We start from the raw sequence: 15,623 nt of genomic DNA, 5'->3' as shown, positions 1-15,623 counted from the left end.
GGTTTCAAACCTCCACGCTGGCACCGAACGCCGCCCGCGCCTCGGGGGCGAGGGAAGGTTTTTCCGGCGGAGGGTGCGACCCGGGTGGGGCCCCGGCGTTCAGTAGACAACGGCCTCGGTCGATCCGCAGCCAGCGGATCCCGGGTCGGCCCGAAGGACGCCGGGCCCCGATCCCGCACCCCGTGCGCATGGCTCGCTATGGTGGGGGCTCGCGTATGTATCCGAAGGGGCAGTAGTGAACGACGGTGGCCAGAGGCGTTACGGCCCGCTCGGCAAGGCGTTGGTGATCATCCCCACGTACAACGAGGCGGACAACATCAAGCCGATCGTCTCCCGTGTACGGGAGTCGGTCCCCGAGGCGCACATTCTCGTCGCCGACGACAACAGCCCCGACGGCACGGGCAAGTACGCGGACGAGCTCGCCGCGGACGACGACCACGTGCACGTCCTGCACCGCAAGGGCAAGGAGGGCCTCGGCGCCGCCTACCTGGCCGGATTCCGCTGGGGCATGGAGCACGGGTACGACGTCCTCGTCGAGATGGACGCCGACGGCTCCCACCAGCCCGAGGAGCTGCCCCGGCTGCTCACCGCGCTCAAGGGCGCCGACCTGGTGCTCGGCTCCCGCTGGGTGCCCGGCGGCCGGATCGTGAACTGGCCCAAGTCCCGCGAGTTCATCTCCCGGGGCGGCAGCCTGTACTCCCGCGTCATGCTCGACGTGCCGATCCGCGACGTCACCGGCGGCTACCGGGCCTTCCGCAAGGAGACCCTGCTCGGCCTCGGCCTCGACGACGTCGCCTCGGCCGGCTACTGCTTCCAGGTCGACCTGGCCCGCCGCGCGGTCGCCGCCGGCTTCCACGTCGTCGAGGTGCCCATCACCTTCGTCGAGCGCGAGGTCGGCGACTCCAAGATGAGCCGCAACATCGTGGTCGAGGCGCTGTGGCGGGTCACCGGCTGGGGCCTGACCGCCCGCGCCGAGAAGGTCGGCAAGCTGCTCGGCCGCAAGTCCTCCTGAGGCGTCCGTACGTCCTCCGGAAGCTCCCGGAGGTTCTCGGGCTCCCCTGAAGGCTCGTGAAGGCGCCCCTGAAGGCGCCGCTCCGGCGGCCCGGCGGTCCGTGCGGGGGCCGCCCCGTACGACGGCCGTACTGATCTTTCCTTTACGACGTTCCCGCGGCCCGCCAGGCACACTGGGGACCATGACGACCGGCGTACCGCCCACCCCTGCCCCCAAGCGCTCCCGCGCGCGCACCTACGTCCCGCTGGCCTTCGCGGCGTGGCTGGTCCTGGAGATCTGGCTGCTCACGGTCGTGGCGAAGGCGGCCGGCGGCCTCACCGTCCTGCTGCTCCTGGTCGGTGGCGCCGTGCTCGGCGGCACCGTGATCAAGCGGGCCGGGCGCCGCGCCTTCGCCAACCTCACCGGCACCTTCCAGCGCGCCCAGGAGGCCGCCCAGCGCGGCGAGGCGCCCACGGCGCCGGACAAGGCGGCCACCGAGGACCGCAACGGCTTCCTGATGCTCGGCGGCCTGCTCCTGATGATCCCCGGCCTGATCTCCGACGCCCTCGGCCTGCTCCTGCTGATTCCGCAGGTCAGGTCGGCCGTCGGACGGTACGCGGAGCGCACCGCCGAGCGCCGGATGGCCGCCGCGCCGCCCGGCAGTCTCCAGGATGCCTTCCAGCAGGCGCGGATTCACCGGCCGGACGGGAAGGTCGTGCAGGGTGAGGTCGTCCGCGAGGACGCCCCTCAGGGGCCGTCCAGGCCCCAGGACTCCCGTCCGCCCCTGATGCCCTGAGCCCGACGCCCCTCGCCGGGCGCCCCGCCACCCGCACCGCAGGCCCGTCCGCCGCGGTGCGGGCGTGTACCGGGGACCGGTGAGGGCCGGGCGGTCGGTGCGCGCCCGCCCGCGCGCACGGGAAACGCCGCGGGGCCCGGTACACGATGTGTACCGGGCCCCGCGGCGTTATCTCTTGTTGTTTCGCGTGGCCGTGCGGCCGCCGTCGGTCCGTCAGGCGGACTTACGGCTGTCGCGCGGGTGCACCGCGATGTTCATGGCGCCGGACCTCAGGACGGCCAGCCGTTCGGCCAGCACCTCCTCGAGCTCCTCGCGGGTACGCCGCTCCATGAGCATGTCCCAGTGCGTACGCGCAGGCTTCGCCTTCTTCTCCTCGGGACCGTCTCCGTCCACCAGGAGAGCCTGGATTCCGCAGACCTTGCATTCCCACTCCGGCGGAATCTCCGCTTCGACCGAGAAGGGCATCTCAAAACGATGCCCCTTCTCGCATGCGTACTCCACCGCCTGGCGCGGGGCCAGATCGATGCCGCGGTCGGTCTCGTAGCTGGTCACCACGAGGCGCGTGCCGCGAAGAGCTCGCTCACTCATGAATCGTGCCTCCCGGGCTTGTCGCCCACAGGACAGGTGTCGCTGTCGTCGTCATCCGGTCAACGTCCGGTCGGCGGTAAAGATTCCCGTTCCGGGTCATGCGTCGCCCGTCGTGCCGCCCCTTTTTGTACCCACCAGTGCCCGTTTTGTCACATCTGACAGTAGATGTCACTCAGCGTCTTCACTAAAGCGGCACGCAGTAACGGTCCGCCTGGCAGGCCAAAGGCGTACACTACCGCCCTTTCACTCCCGCGTCTAAATCCGGGCGGGTACAGGATTGCCCGCGGCGGCCACCGCCGCCCGCACGGGCACCCGCGCGAGCAGCACGAAGCCGACGCCGAAGAAGATCACCAGGGAGATGATGGCATCCCGGTAGCTCCCGGTCAGCTGATACGCGAGACCGAACACCAATGGCCCCAGCCAGCTCAGTCCGCGGTCGCTCATCTCGTACGCGGAGAAGTACTCGGCCTCCTTGCCGCGCGGCACCAGATGCGAGAACAGCGAGCGCGAGAGCGCCTGGCTGCCGCCCAGGACCAGGCCGATCGCCGCCGCAAGGCAGTAGAAGAACACCGGCGCGTCGGCGGGCAGGAAGTAACCCGCCACCAGGATGGCCGTCCACACCGCGAGCGAGGCCAGAATGGTCCGCTTGGCGCCGTACGAACGGGCGAGCCGCCCCATCCCGAGTGCCCCCGCGACCGCGAGCACCTGTACCAGCAGGACGGCCGTGATCAGCGTGGTCTGGTCGAGGCCCAGCTCCTCGGAGCCGTACACGGACGCCTGCGAGATCACCGTCTGCACGCCGTCGTTGTAGATCAGATAGGCCAGCAGGAACGCCAGCGTCAGCGGATGGCGGCGCATGTCGCGCAGCGTCGCCCGCAGCTGCTTCCAGCCGCTGCCCACCGCACCCTCGGCGATCTTGCCGGCCGCCGGGTCCACGGCCGCGCGGCGGTCGCGCAGACGGCGCAGCGGCACGAGCGTGAACGCCCCCCACCACAGCCCCGCCGAGGCCAGACAGATCCGCACGGCCGCGCCCTCGGTGAGGCCGAACGAGTCGTGACCGGTGTAGAGCACCAGGTTCAGGACCAGGACGAGCGCCCCCGAGGTGTACCCGAACGCCCAGCCGCGCGAGGAGACCGCGTCCCGCTCGTCCGGCTCCGCGATCTGCGGCAGATAGGCGTTGTAGAGCACCATCGACACCGAGAGCGCCGCGTTCGCCACGATCAGCAGGAACGCGCCGAGCAGATACCGCTCGCCCTGGAGGAAGAACATCCCCGTGGTGGCCGCCGCGCCGGTGTACGCCGCCGCCGCGAGCAGCGGCTTCTTCCGGCCGGTACGGTCCGCCACCGCGCCCACCAGCGGCATCAGCAGGATCGCCACCACGATCGAGACCGAGACGGTGTACGCGAAGAGGGAACCGGCCCGCACCGGCACGCCCAGCGGGTGCACGAACCCGTCGGCGTCCGCCGCGGCCTTGGCCACCGAGGTCAGATAGGGCCCCAGGAACACGGTGATCACGCTGGTCGAGTAGACCGAGCAGGCGAAATCGTAGAAGTACCAGCCGCGCTGCTCCCGGCGGCGCTCGGCCGGATCGGCCGGCCCGTCCGCCGCGTGGCCCGGCGTGCCGCCGGGCGGTTCTGTGGTGTCGGCGGTCATGGCCGCTGCCCCCTCGTCGGTCCCCGTGTCCCCGTGACCGGGACGCGCGCCCGGGCGATGGGTGCTCAGACCCACACACCCCGCTCGGTCATGACCGCGCGCAGCGTCTCCAGATGATCGGTCATGATGCCATCCACTCCGAGATCGAGGAGAGCGTTCATGCGCTCCGGCTCGTTCACGGTCCAGACGTGCACCTGGAGCCCGCGCGCGTGCGCCTCGCGCACGAAGCGCCGGTCCACCACGGGGATGCCCGACTGACGCTCCGGCACCTGGGCGGCGACCGCCCCCGCGCGCAGCGCCGCCGGGATGCCGAGCGAACGCAGCCGCAGACCGAGCACGCCCCGCACGCCGTACGAGGTGGCGAGGCGGGGCCCGGCGAGCCGCTGGGCCCGGGCGATCCGGCCCTCGGTGAAGGAGCCCACGCAGACCCGGTCCCAGGCGCCGGTCCGGCTGATCAGGTCGAGCAGCGGGACCATCGCGGACTCCGCCTTCAGGTCCACGTTCCAGCGGGCCTCGGGAAACTCCTCCAGAAGGTCCTCGAACAGCGGCAGCGGCTCCTTGCCCGCCACCCTGACCTCCTTGACCTCGGCCCAGGGCAGGTCCCTGATCCGGCCGCCGGTGTCGGTGACCCGGTCGAGCGTGGAGTCGTGGAAGGCGACGAGCCTGCCGTCGGCGGTGGTGTGGACATCGGTCTCGAAGTAGCGGAAACCGGCCGCGGAGGCCCTTCGGAAGGCTTCCGCGGTGTTCTCCAGGCCGTCCGCCGTGCCGCCGCGGTGGGCGAAGGGGATGGGGGAGGGGTGGTCGAGATAGGGGTGGCGTACGCGAGTCACGGGCGCAGTATCGCCTGCTCCGGTGTCGGGGAGACGACGGGGCTGGATCCAGGATCCTGAACATTGGATCCAGGAGCCCGGATGTCGGATCCGATATCCCGGACGTCGGATCCAGGATCCGAGGCGTGGGATCCGGATCCGATATCCCGGATGTTGGATCCAGAATCCAGGACGGTGGATCCAGAATCCCGGAGATTGGATCCAGCATCCAGGACGGTGGATCCGGTACCCAGATCCGGGATGTTGGATCCAACCGACGCACCCCCAGGCCCGCCCCCGCCCCCCGCCGTCTCCCGCTCCGGCACCGCGAACAGCCGCAGGAAGAACTGCGCCAGCGGGCCGATCGACAGCGCGTAGAGCACCGTGCCCACGCCCACCGAGCCGCCGAGGGCGAAGCCGGTGGCCACCACCGCGATCTCGATCAAGGTCCGCACCAGCCGGATCGAGCGGCCGGTCAGCCGGTGCAGGCCGGTCATCAGGCCGTCGCGCGGGCCAGGGCCGAAGCGGGCGGCGATGTAGAGGCCGGTGGCCAGGCCGTTGAGCAGGATGCCGAGGACCATCAGGGTGATCCCGGCCGGGAGTCCGTCGAGCTCGGGCACGAGCGCCAGGGTGCCGTCCATGGCGATGCCGATGACGAAGACGTTGGACACGGTGCCGAGTCCTGGCCGCTGCCGGATCGGGATCCACAGCAGCAGCACCACCGCGCCGACGATGATCGACACGACCCCGATGCTCAGCCCGGTGCGCTCGGCGATGCCCTGGTGCAGCACACCCCAGGGTTCGAGGCCGAGCCCGCCGCGTACGAGCAGCGCCGAGCTCACGCCGTACAGCGCGAGCCCCACGTAGAGCTGGACGAGACGGCGCGGCAGCCGGCGGCCGCGCGGACGGGCATCCGGACCCGGGCCTGCACCAGCTGCGGTGCCGGGACCCGGATCCGGGACGCCGGAGGCGATGGACATGGGACGGCCCCCTGTTTCTGAAGGTTTCCGGTGGTCCGCTCGACGGACCTGACTGGTGATGGTGGACTGGCTCATGCCACTCTGTGGCGGGGGACAACCAGCCAACCATGGCCAATTCGCGGAAGGTGGACTGATTTCCATGGCTCAGTGGACCTCGGCCGTGGGGCCCGCGCAGCTCGCCCGGCAGCTCCAGGCGCAGCAGCCCAAGCCCGCCACGCCCGGCATCAGGAAGCCGCCCGCCTACCGGGCCCTCGCCGACGGCATCCGGCTCCTCGTCCTGGAGGGCCGGGTCCCGGTCGCCGCCCGGCTGCCCGCCGAGCGCGAGCTGGCCGTGTCCCTCACCGTCAGCCGCACCACCGTGGCCGCCGCCTACGAGGCGCTGCGGTCCGAGGGCTTCCTGGAGTCCCGGCGCGGCGCCGGGAGCTGGACCGCCGTGCCGGCCGGGAACCCGCTGCCCGCCCGCGGCCTCGAACCGCTGCCGCCGGAGTCCCTCGGTTCCATGATCGACCTCGGCTGCGCCGCGCTGCCCGCGCCCGAGCCCTGGCTCACCCGCTCCATCCAGGGCGCCCTGGAGGAACTGCCGCCGTACGCCCACACCCACGGCGACTACCCGGCGGGCCTGCCCGCGCTGCGCCAGATGCTCGCCGACCGCTACACCGAACGCGGCATCCCCACCATGCCCGAGCAGATCATGGTCACCACCGGCGCGATGGGCGCCATCGACGCGATCTGCCACCTCTTCGCGGGCCGCGGCGAGCGGATCGCCGTCGAGTCGCCCTCGTACGCCAACATCCTCCAGCTGATGCGCGAGGCCGGGGCCCGTCTGGTGCCGGTCGCGATGGCCGAGGGGCTCGGCGGCTGGGACCTGGCCCGCTGGCGCCAGGTCCTTCGGGACGCGGCGCCGCGCCTCGCGTACGTCGTCGCCGACTTCCACAACCCCACCGGCGCCCTCGCCGACGAGGACCAGCGCCGCGGCCTGGTCGAGGCGGCCCGCTCGGCCGGGACGGTCCTGGTGGTCGACGAGACCATGACGGAGCTCCACCTCGACGACGACGTGGCGATGCCCCGCCGGGTCTGCGCCTTCGACCCGGCGGGCTCCACCGTGATCACCGTCGGCTCGGCCAGCAAGGCGTTCTGGGCGGGCATGCGGATCGGCTGGGTGCGGGCCGCGCCCGACGTCATCCGCTCGCTGGTCGCCGCCCGCGCGTACGCGGACCTGGGCACCCCCGTCCTGGAACAGCTCGGGGTCAACTGGCTGATGCGGACGGGCGGCTGGACCGAGGCCGTCGGGCTGCGCCGTGCCCAGGCCAGGGAGAACCGGGACGCCCTGGTGACCGCGGTGCGCCGGGAGCTGCCCGAGTGGGAGTTCGTGGTGCCGCGCGGCGGTCTGACGCTCTGGGTGCGCACCGGCGGTCTGTCCGGCTCCCGGCTCGCCGAGGTCGGCGAGCGGGTCGGGGTCCGGGTGCCGTCGGGGCCCCGGTTCGGCGTGGACGGCGCCTTCGAGGGGTATGTCCGGCTGCCGTTCACGGTCGGCGGCCCGGTCGCCGACGAGGCCGCGGCCCGGCTCGCGGCGGCGGCCCGTCTGGTGGAGTCCGGGGCGGGCACCGGGGTCGCCGAGGGCCCGCGCTCCTTCGTGGCCTGAGCACCCGCCGAGCGCCCGACCGGAGACAGGAACGACGAACGAACGACGAACGACGAGGGCGGCCGCACCCCCCGCGGGTGCGGCCGCCCTCGCCCGTCCTCGTGGGTGCTCAGCCCTCCGCGGGCACCGGGGACGGCAGCCCGGCCGGGGCCACCTCGGTGCGGATCGTCGGCGCGGTGTCCGCGTCCAGGTCGAGGTCCGGCTCCGGGGCCGAGCCCGGCGCCGTGGCGACCGCGGCGGCGGTCTCGGCCGTCCGCCGCGCGGGCAGCAGTTCCAGGACGGCCTGCCGGTGCGCGGCGCTGGTGGCGTCGTCGTACGGGTCGGGGGTGGCCGGGACCTGGAGCCGGAGCACCGGTCCGGCGCCGAGCCGGGCGTAGCCGCGGCCGGGCGGGACGTCCGGCACCGGGGTGGTGTGCGGGGCGGCGCCCAGGACGTGGCCGATCAGCTCAGGGGCGGCCGGGCCGAGCACCACGCGCGCGCGGGTGTGGCTCCGTACCGTCTCGGTCAGCGCGTCCAGGCAGTCGAACTGCTCGGCGACCACCACCGTGACCGACGCGGCCCGGCCGTGCCGCAGCGGCACCTGGAGCAGGTCCTGCGGGTCGGGCCGGCCGTCGGCGGCGGCCAGGTGGCCGAGCACGCTGGGCCGGTCGAGCAGGATCCACAGCGGGCGCCGGGTGTCCTCGGGGGCCGCGAGCCCGGACTGCCGGGCCCGGTTGGCGGCGATCAGCCGCCGCTCGGTCTCGTGCGCCGCCCACTCCAGGCTGGCCAGGGCGCCGGTCAGACCGCATTCGACGGCCAGCACGCCGTCCCGGCCGACCAGGCACGCGTACTCGCCGGTGCCGCTGCCCTCGACGATCAGGACGTCGCCGTACGGCAGCGCCTGCAGGGCGATCGAGCGCAGCAGCGAACTGGTGCCGCTGCCCGGCTGGCCGACCGCGAGCAGGTGCGGCTCGGTGGAGCGCGGGCCGGTGCGCCAGACGACGGCGGGGGCGTCCTCGGTGCCGTCGGACGCCTGGACCGGCACGGTCCGCTGGACCGCGTCGGCGTCGGTGAAGCCGAGCACGGTCTCGCCGGGCACGGTCACGAAGCGCTGGGCGGCGATCGCCGTGGAGAGCGCGGGCAGCACCCGCATGGTGAGCCGGTTGCCCTCCTCGTCCCAGTCGAAGAGGTACTCGCGGCCGCGGCCCGACTTGGCGTGCAGCAGCTGCTCGACCCGGGCCCTGGCGGCCGGTTCGCCGTCGGTGAAGTACGGGGGGTAGGAGATCCGCAGCCGGGTGAGCCGGCCGTCCTCGTCGAAGGCGTGGTCGGCGAAGGCCGCGCTCCAGTCGCCGCCGTGGGCGAACAGCGGCTCGGGGTCCTCGGGCAGCGACAGGTAGGGCACCAGCGCTTCGTAGAGGCCCTTGAGCCGGGCGACCTCCGCGTCGTCGGGCCCGGTCTTGACGACCGGGCGCTCATGTCCCCGCCAGGCGGCCACGCCCATCAGCGCCACGAGGGCGAGCAGCGGGCCGTACGGCACGAGGGCGACGACCACGAGGCAGGCCGCGACCAGGAACAGCGTGGGACCCCGCCGTTCCTTGGGGGTCGCGGCCCACTTGGCGCGCGCGGTCGCGGCCAGCTTCCGCAGACCACGCGAGATGGTGATCAGCGGATGGAGCACATCGGTGGCGCTGTCGGCGGCCGTGCGCGCGATCTCTCGGCTGCGAGCGATCTGTGCGCTGCCGCTGCTCAGAATGCGGGGGAGTGGTCGCCGGGCCACGTCGTACTCCTGAAGAGGTGGAAGGGATGGAGGAGGGTCAGAACTTGATCCCGCCCAGGAGGCTGGCGAGGCTCTGGCCGCCGGCGGTGATGCTGGGCGCGATGGCCGTGCCGGCGAGGTAGAAGCCGAAGAGCGCGCTGACGAGGGCGTGCGACGCCTTCATGCCGTCCTTCTTGAAGAACAGGAAGCAGATGATGCCGAGCAGGACCACGCCTGAGATGGACAGGATCATGAGGTGTTCTCCTGGTTGAGGGGACAGTCACCTTGAGTCCTTCCAGGTTCACAGCAAGTATCTATGTGACTAAAGGTGTAAATGGGTGAATCACCGGCGATATCACTTGACCGGCGGACGCCAGGGCCCGTTCCGGGTGGCGAAACGCTCCGGCTGAGGTAGTGCGCGGGTCCCGGCCAGGACCGCGATGATCCTTGCCGCCGGACCGCCCCCTCATGTCGTCCGACGGGCAGTACCCTGTCGATTCACTCGTACGGCCCCGCTCGGCGTGCGGGCAGCGGAAAAGAGAGGCAGGCACCACCATGAGCGAGCACGGCACCCCTGAGCACGAGACCGTCGCCCCGGAGCTGCACGAGACCGTCGACCCGGAGCTGATCGAGCTCGCCGGGAAGGTCTTCGGCCTCGCCCGCACCGGCGACGCCGTGACCCTGGCCGCCTACCTCGACGCCGGCGTCCCGGCGGACCTCAGCAACGAGAAGGGCGACTCGCTCGTGATGCTCGCCGCCTACCACGGGCACGCCGGGGCGGTCGCCGCCCTGCTCGCCCACGGCGCCGACGCCGACCGCGCCAACGACCGCGGTCAGACCCCGCTCGCGGGCGCCGTCTTCAAGGGGGAGGACGCCGTGATCCGCGCGCTCCTCGCCGGCGGCGCGAATCCGGAAGCCGGAACTCCGTCCGCGGTGGATACGGCCCGGATGTTCGGGAAGACGGAACTCCTGGAGCTGTTCGCCGCCCGGTGAACGACGGCTGAATCCCAGGTGGGGCGGCGCCGTAAATGTGGTCGCGGTGGCGAAATGGGTGGGTCATCATGACGACGGGCCCACAGGGGGCCACGGACGAGAGGCAGCGGAAGATGGTCACGGACAAGCGCAGGACGACGGGCGGCCCGACATGTTGCCGCACGGCCTAGGCGAACAGCCTGACCCGGTTCATCCCGGATTCCCCCCGGTCGTGTCGACAGCTTGATGTGAGGCGTCTTCCATGTTCGATCCAGTCATAGCGCCGAGCGGCACCTTGCTCGGTCTGCTGCAGCGGGGCCGCGGCGACGGCACCCTCCACGCGCTCGCCGCGCCGCGCGACGAGGCCCTCGCGGCCCTCAGCCACTGCGTGCTCGACGACCCCCGCCCCGACTGGCGGGTCGAGAACCGCTCCCTCTACTACGCCCGGCTCTACCTCGACCTCCACGCGGGCCTCGAGGAGATCGAGGCGCACCTGTTCTCGGTCGAGGACCACCTCGACACCGAGGAGTGCAGGACCGGCCTCGCGCTGTCCGTGCTCGGCCACCTCGCCGCCTACGGCCGCAAGGACGCCCTGACCCTGCTCCGGCGCTACGCCGCCGTGGGCACCAACTGGGCCTGGGCCCTGGACGAGCTGGCGCTGCGCGACGACGACGCGGGCCTGCGCGCCCTCGCCGAGCCCGTGCTCGCCCGGTTCCCGGCCACCGCCGACGGCGAGGCCGAGCTGGCCGCCGCCGTCCGCGACGCCTACGAGCCCCGGCCCTGGCGCCTGTGGGGCGAGGATCCCCGGGAGTCCGTGGGCGCCCGCATCCGCGCCGCCCGCGAACAGGGCTCCTTCGACCGCTGGCAGCGCCAGCTCCGGCCCACCGGGCCGCGCCCCGGCTGGAGCGTCCGGGCCGTCCTCGACTGGGCCCAGGAGGGCCACGAGCGCGGCGCCGAACTGCACGGGGCGGCCGCCCGCTGCCTCACCGCCGTCGCCGGTCCCGACGACCGCCCGGCCATCCTCACGGCCGCCCGCAGCGGCCCCGACGGCGCCCGCGTCGCCGCCCTGCACCACCTCGCCGAGACCCAGGACGCCGCCGTCCTCGACCTCGTCGAACACGCCGTCGCCGACGGCTCCCCCACCGTGGCGGAGGCCGCCGTCACCGCGTACCGCCGGATGAGCGGCGAGGCCGCCGTCGACCGCGCCCGCCGCTGGATCCACCGGCCCGACGCCCTCGGCAGCGCCGCCGCCGGGACGCTCGCCTGCCGCGGCGGCTCCGAGGACTCCCCCTTCGTCCTCGGCGCCCTCCGCGAGACCGTGCGCGCCCAGGGTCCCGACACCCCCGCCCTCTACCCGCTGGTCGACGGCGCCGGCCGGCTCGGCATCGCCTGCGCCGCGCCCGTGCTGCGCCACATCTACCGCGAGACGGCCTCCTCCCAGCTGCGCGGCCGTACCGCCGTCGCCCTCGCCGCCACCGACTCCGGCTTCCCCACCGGATTCGCCGTCGAGTGCCTGTGGGACTGCGAGGAGACGACCCGCGAGGTCGCCGCGCAGTACGCCGAGACCGGAGACGTACGGGTCGCCGACCGGCTGCGCCGGCTCGCCGCGGACCCCGCCGAGGAGGCCGAGGTCCAGACGGCCGTCCGCAACCGGATAGGGCCCGATCTCGACCTCCAGGTCTGACCGGACGGGCCTTCGAGGCCGATGCGGTACGAGGAGTGCGCTGTACGAGGAGTGCGGGGCGGCCTGGAACGGCTGCCCCGCACTTTTCCGTACGGGTGACCCCGGAGCCGTACGGGTGGCTCAGGCGCGATCCGCGCGGGCGGGCACCGGATCCTCGGGCGCGGCCGCCCGGGCGGGGGCCGGTGTCCCGGCGCCGTCCCGGGTGAGCCCGGCCCGGTTGAAGAGGTACGAGGCGAGCAGCACCCCCGCGACCACCAGCAGCCCGCCCCACAGCTCGTGGAAGGTCGGCGTCCGCCCCTCCCACAGCAGGTTGAACGCGGCGCCGAAGACCGCCTCCATGCCGATCACCGGCCCCATCACGGTGGCCGGGAGCCGCTCGGACGCCAGGTTCCAGAACCAGGTCGCGCACCACGAGCCGAGCACGGCGAGCGCCACGCACCACCCGAGGAACGGCCACAGCACCCCGGCGTCCGACACCGGCGAGGGCCCGCCGCCGCCCACCGCGAGCGGCAGCAGGAACAGCGACCCCACACAGGCCCCGAGGCCGATGCAGGCCGTCCAGGTGGTGCCGTCCACGGCGGGGCGGCCGTCGGCCCGCAGCGCGCGGCGGTTGACGATGACGAAGTACGACCAGGCCGCGGCGGACAGGAAGCCCAAGGCCGCGCCAAGGGCGAGGTCACGGCCGCTCGCGGTCCGCCCCGCCGGATCGGCGCCGTTGACCAGCAGCAGCCCCACCGAGATCACCACCACCGGCAGCGCGAGCCGCCGCCAGGCGAGCACCTTCTCCAGCCGGTTCGACACCAGGGTGACCATCAGCGGGATGAGACCGGTCATCGTCGAGGCGAGCACCCCGCCGCCCAGCTCGGCGGACATCGCGAGGAGCAGATAGAAGCCGATGTAGCCGACCACGCCCAGATGGACGGCCGTCAGCAGCCGCCGGGTGCCGAGCGCGCGCAGCCCGCCGCGCGCTCCGCCGCGCCGGACCAGCAGCACGGCCAGGGACATCAGCCCGAACACCGCGTACCGGCCCACCACCAGCCAGTAGACGTTGACCGGGGCCACGGCGGCGGGCCCGAGGAAGGTGAACCCCCACAGGGCGGTCGCCGCCAGGGCGGCCGGTAAGCCGACCAGATAGGCGCGGTACGCCTCCGTCGTCCTCGCTGTCATCGACGCTTCTTCCTCCACGTGCCGGTCGGGACCGTCCGGGCCGCCGGGACTGTCCGGGCCGTCGGGACCCCTTGCGGGGAGAGGATGACACGGGTGCGGGTGTGCGCCTCGACCGCGGCGCGGCTGTAGTGCAGCGGGAACGAGCCGTCCGCCGCCCAGGTGTCGTACAGGTCGTCCCAGTGCGGGCTGTCGGGCCGCCCGGACTGGCCGGGGGAGTTCACCACCCGGGACAGGTCCCAGGCCCCGACGTCGACGACGACCCGGAAACTCGCGCCCTCCTGCTGCCGGAACGCCTCGTCGTAGCTCGTGTTCAGGACCGTGTCGCCGCCGCCCCCGCGCTCCCGGCGGGGCAGCCGGGGGAACAGCTCGGTGAGCGGGTCGCCGACCAGGCCGGTGAGCGGGTGCGCGGGCGCCGCGTGGTGCAGGTCCCCCCAGCGCCAGCGCGCCGGGTCCGGGCCGAGCAGGGCCGCGGTCTCGGCCCAGGCCGCGCCGAGCGTGCGGGCGAGGATGCGGTCGAGCGCGCCCGGGGCGGTCGGATCGGGCCGCTGGCCCTCCTGGGCACCGCCGAGCTCCGCGAGCAGCGCCAGATCGGTGCGCACGTCCGCGCCCAGCTCCTCGTCCACCAGGAGCAGGGCCAGCGCGTCCGGCAGATCGGCGGCCGGGACCAGCGGGGTGAGGGCGTGCCGCAGCAGCGCCGGGCGCAGATGCCGGTGCTGCCAGATCTGGAACAGGGCGGCCGCGCCGGAGTCGGCCCGCTCGTCGCCGTCCCAGTCGCGGAGCAGGGCGAGGGCGCGAGGGAACGCGGGGCCGCCCGGGTGCGGGCCAGGATGCGGGTTCGGCTCGGCGGCCGAGGCGTCCCCGAGGCGCGCGGCCAGGCCCGCCAGGGTGGCCAGGATCAACCGGCCCGAGTGGTTCACGGTGTCGGCCTGGAGGCGTACGCAGTCCTCGACGGTCACGTTCTCGGCCCCGCGCAGCACCTCGGCGATGCGTTCGTAGCGGTGGCGGTGGTCCCAGTCGAAGCCGACGGGGTGGCGGTCGTGCGGGAAGTCCGCGGGCAGATTCATCTCGTTGGCGCCGATCAGCAGCCCCTCCGGCGGGTCGATCACGACCGGCAGCGCGTCGGCGGGGAGCGTTCCGGCCCACTCGTACCGCCCGTCGCCCGGGACCGGGAGCAGCCCGTCCCAGCCGGTCCTGACCGGGACGCGTCCGGCGGGCCGCATGCCGATGGTGCCGTCGGCCGTCGCCCACACCATGTTCTCGCCGGGCGCGCCCCAGTGGTCGAGCGCGGCCAGGAACTCCTCGCTGGTCCGGGCCCGCAGCAGGCCGAGGCCGCCCAGATAGGGGGCCATCCCGGGTTCGAGCCAGGCGGCCCGCACGGCGAACGCCCGCCGCCGCCCGGGGTCGCGGTGCACCACCGGGCCGTGCCGGGTGAACCACAGCTCCACCTCCACCGGCTCCGCGCCCGCCACCGGGATCCGCTCGCGCACCCGGCGCATCGGGACCCAGCCGCCGTCGTGGCGGTAGCGGGTCGGGTCCGCCGGATCGGTCTCGTAGACGTACAGGTCCTCCTGGTCGGCGGCGAAGAAGGTCAGACCGAACGCCAGCCGCCCGTTGTGGCCCACGGAAAGCCCTGGCAGCGCCGGTTCGCCCGCGCCGATCGCGTCGAGGCCGGGCGCGGACAGGTGCACCAGGCGCCGCAGCGAGGGCAGGGTCACCGCGCGGTGCGGGTCGTTGGCGAGCAGCGGCCGCCCGGTGGCGGTGCGGCCGGGGCCGACCACCCAGCTGTTGCTGCCCTCCGGCCGGATCCGGGGCTTCGGCGCGCCGGGTGCGGCGAGGTCGACCGGCGAGGTGGCCAGCCGGTACACCGCGAGCACGTCCTCCGTGACGGCGGACAGGTCGAGACCCTCGGGTACGCGCAGGGCGCGGGCGGGCTCCCTGACCCGGCGCAGGTCCTCCACCTCGGGCCCGAACGCGTGCAGCGTCCGGGCCCTGGCCGCCTCCTGCTCGACGTTGCCGAACAGGCCGTGGCTGCGGATCACCGCCACGTCCTCGGGCCGCCACCGGCCCGGCCGGTGCCCGAGCGCGGCGAACTCCGGCGGCAGCAGCTCCGGCCGCCGCTCGCACAGCTCGATGTACGCGTTGACACCGGCGGCGAACGCGGTCGCGACGCGGGCGGTGCCGGGCCCGTAGGCGGCCCACTCGGTGTCGAGGTCGCCCCGGTACAGGAACAGCCGGGCGGCCCGGTCCCGTTCGACGTACTCCTCGCCGAACGCCTCGGCGAGCAGCCCGAGTCCGCGCCGCCGCCACAGATCCAGCTGGAACAGCCGGTCCCGGGCGGCGTCGAAGCCCTGGGCGAGGAAGAGGTCGTCCTCGTCGCTCGCGTAGAGGTGGGGGACGCCGTGGGTGTCGACGAGGATCTCCACGGGGGCGGTCAGCCCCGCCACCGTGTACTCCTCGGACTCCACGAACTCTTCGGACCCCTCGGACCCCTTGAACTCCTTGAACTCCTCGGACTCCTTGAACTCCTCGGACTCCTTGAACTCCTTGGACTCCTCGGGCTCCTCGGGCTCCTCGACGTCTTCGTACGGTTCGTGCTCCTGGTCCAT

The 15,623-nt window shown here is 73.5% G+C and carries 12 protein-coding genes and 1 pseudogene; 5 read left to right on the top strand and 8 right to left on the bottom strand.

The features are described 5' to 3' along the window. Positions 1 to 235: 235 nt before the first annotated feature. Together ACIPXM_RS12830 and fxsA are read left to right on the top strand one after the other, a co-directional pair. The gene (locus ACIPXM_RS12830) at positions 236 to 1,012 is read left to right on the top strand and encodes a polyprenol monophosphomannose synthase (RefSeq protein ID WP_401654870.1); all 777 of its coding nucleotides are present in this window, start codon (positions 236 to 238) and stop codon (positions 1,010 to 1,012) included. 181 nt (positions 1,013 to 1,193) lie between these two features. Beyond that, positions 1,194 to 1,787, top strand: coding sequence for an FxsA family membrane protein (gene fxsA, locus ACIPXM_RS12825; RefSeq protein WP_401654869.1), 594 nt, complete (start codon positions 1,194 to 1,196; stop codon positions 1,785 to 1,787). A 213-nt stretch (positions 1,788 to 2,000) separates the two neighbouring features. On the opposite strand, the gene ACIPXM_RS12820 is transcribed toward fxsA, so the two are convergent. The 4 genes and pseudogenes from ACIPXM_RS12820 to ACIPXM_RS12805 form a co-directional block, all read right to left on the bottom strand. Then, positions 2,001 to 2,375 (bottom strand): RNA polymerase-binding protein RbpA, encoded by a 375-nt coding sequence (locus ACIPXM_RS12820; RefSeq protein ID WP_389213013.1) that lies wholly within the window; start codon positions 2,373 to 2,375, stop codon positions 2,001 to 2,003. Positions 2,376 to 2,630: 255 nt separating this feature from the next. Next, positions 2,631 to 4,028, bottom strand: coding sequence for an MFS transporter (locus ACIPXM_RS12815; protein WP_401654867.1), 1,398 nt, complete (start codon positions 4,026 to 4,028; stop codon positions 2,631 to 2,633). Positions 4,029 to 4,093: 65 nt separating this feature from the next. Then, complete coding sequence (locus ACIPXM_RS12810) at positions 4,094 to 4,858, bottom strand: glycerophosphodiester phosphodiesterase (protein ID WP_401654866.1); 765 nt, start codon at positions 4,856 to 4,858, stop codon at positions 4,094 to 4,096. A gap of 272 nt (positions 4,859 to 5,130) precedes the next feature. Then, positions 5,131 to 5,958: pseudogene (locus ACIPXM_RS12805) on the bottom strand (YitT family protein); the annotation flags it as partial. Here ACIPXM_RS12805 and ACIPXM_RS12800 point away from each other — a divergent pair. Beyond that, positions 5,957 to 7,459 carry a PLP-dependent aminotransferase family protein gene (locus tag ACIPXM_RS12800; RefSeq protein WP_401654865.1) on the top strand — a complete coding sequence of 501 codons (1,503 nt, stop codon included), beginning with the start codon at positions 5,957 to 5,959 and terminating at the stop codon, positions 7,457 to 7,459. The pseudogene ACIPXM_RS12805 and the gene ACIPXM_RS12800 sit on opposite strands and share 2 nt — an antisense overlap. 109 nt (positions 7,460 to 7,568) lie before the next feature. Here ACIPXM_RS12800 and ACIPXM_RS12795 read toward each other — a convergent pair whose 3' ends face one another. Together ACIPXM_RS12795 and ACIPXM_RS12790 are read right to left on the bottom strand one after the other, a co-directional pair. Next, a complete protein-coding gene (locus ACIPXM_RS12795) occupies positions 7,569 to 9,215 on the bottom strand; it encodes a hypothetical protein (protein ID WP_401654864.1) in 1,647 nt (548 codons plus the stop codon). A 37-nt stretch (positions 9,216 to 9,252) separates the two neighbouring features. Then, the gene (locus ACIPXM_RS12790; protein WP_046907412.1) at positions 9,253 to 9,447 is read right to left on the bottom strand and encodes a hypothetical protein; all 195 of its coding nucleotides are present in this window, start codon (positions 9,445 to 9,447) and stop codon (positions 9,253 to 9,255) included. A 302-nt stretch (positions 9,448 to 9,749) separates the two neighbouring features. Here ACIPXM_RS12790 and ACIPXM_RS12785 point away from each other — a divergent pair, with 302 nt between their 5' ends. Together ACIPXM_RS12785 and ACIPXM_RS12780 are read left to right on the top strand one after the other, a co-directional pair. Continuing rightward, positions 9,750 to 10,187: an ankyrin repeat domain-containing protein gene (locus tag ACIPXM_RS12785; protein WP_401654863.1), complete on the top strand. Its 438-nt coding sequence runs from the start codon at positions 9,750 to 9,752 to the stop codon at positions 10,185 to 10,187. Positions 10,188 to 10,428: 241 nt separating this feature from the next. Beyond that, positions 10,429 to 11,850 carry a HEAT repeat domain-containing protein gene (locus tag ACIPXM_RS12780; RefSeq protein ID WP_401654862.1) on the top strand — a complete coding sequence of 474 codons (1,422 nt, stop codon included), beginning with the start codon at positions 10,429 to 10,431 and terminating at the stop codon, positions 11,848 to 11,850. A gap of 120 nt (positions 11,851 to 11,970) precedes the next feature. Here ACIPXM_RS12780 and ACIPXM_RS12775 read toward each other — a convergent pair whose 3' ends face one another. Both ACIPXM_RS12775 and ACIPXM_RS12770 read right to left on the bottom strand, forming a co-directional pair. Then, positions 11,971 to 13,017 carry a DMT family transporter gene (locus ACIPXM_RS12775; RefSeq protein ID WP_401654861.1) on the bottom strand — a complete coding sequence of 349 codons (1,047 nt, stop codon included), beginning with the start codon at positions 13,015 to 13,017 and terminating at the stop codon, positions 11,971 to 11,973. Then, entirely contained in the window at positions 13,014 to 15,623 is a 2,610-nt protein-coding gene (locus ACIPXM_RS12770) for a penicillin acylase family protein (RefSeq protein WP_401654860.1), read from the bottom strand. Before ACIPXM_RS12770 ends, ACIPXM_RS12775 begins: the two co-directional genes overlap by 4 nt.

This window comes from Streptomyces sp. NPDC090025 (assembly GCF_044748125.1).
GTDB lineage: Bacteria > Actinomycetota > Actinomycetes > Streptomycetales > Streptomycetaceae > Streptomyces.
The sequence above is the reverse complement of the archived record's forward strand: the minus strand, read 5'-3'. Positions and strand labels throughout refer to the sequence as shown.